This is a genomic window from Spiroplasma sp. hy2 (assembly GCF_044714365.1).
Lineage (GTDB): Bacteria > Bacillota_I > Bacilli_A > Mycoplasmatales > Mycoplasmataceae > Spiroplasma > Spiroplasma phoeniceum.
In genome coordinates, this window is the sequence record NZ_RXFZ02000349.1 from 1 (window position 1) to 563 (window position 563).

The window sequence follows — 563 nt, forward strand, 5'->3', positions numbered from 1 at the left end:
CARTAAAGTAGTAAAACTAAAACTAGTAGCATTAGCACCAATCATAGCACCAATTTTATCATTGCCTTGTTCTCTAAATATTTCAAATGGTAAATAACCTTTACCTTTTGATTTTTCAGATCAAAAGGCATCATTATAAAAACTATAAATATTTGCACTCATAAAGCCATTTAATCATTGAAAATTAGGTCATGTTTTTTCATCTTGATTAATAACTCAACCTCAAGGAATACCAAATGAAATAAAGTTTAAGAATTTACCAACTCCACCAGGTATTGTAAAAGGGTTAAAAACTAACTTTTGCGTATAGTTTAAAGGTAATATGGTAATTTGGCGATTAATAAAATTATTCATATTTAAAATATCTCAAACATTAGATGTGCCCATCTTATTATATTCAAATTGAACTTGACCAACTGTATTACCAAATTCATCTTTTCTTCTAAAATATGATGATGCTTGTGTACTAATAATATTATCAACATTACCACTATTTACTTTTACTTTATTTGGTGGTGTTATTTTTCAACTTTTAGATCAATAAAATTCAGAATTATTATCWT

At 26.0% G+C, this 563-nt stretch carries 1 protein-coding gene; it reads right to left on the reverse strand.

What is annotated here, in order from left to right:
* On the reverse strand, positions 1–563 hold a 563-nt coding region (locus EHV01_RS06455; RefSeq protein ID WP_422066739.1), incomplete at both ends, for a hypothetical protein.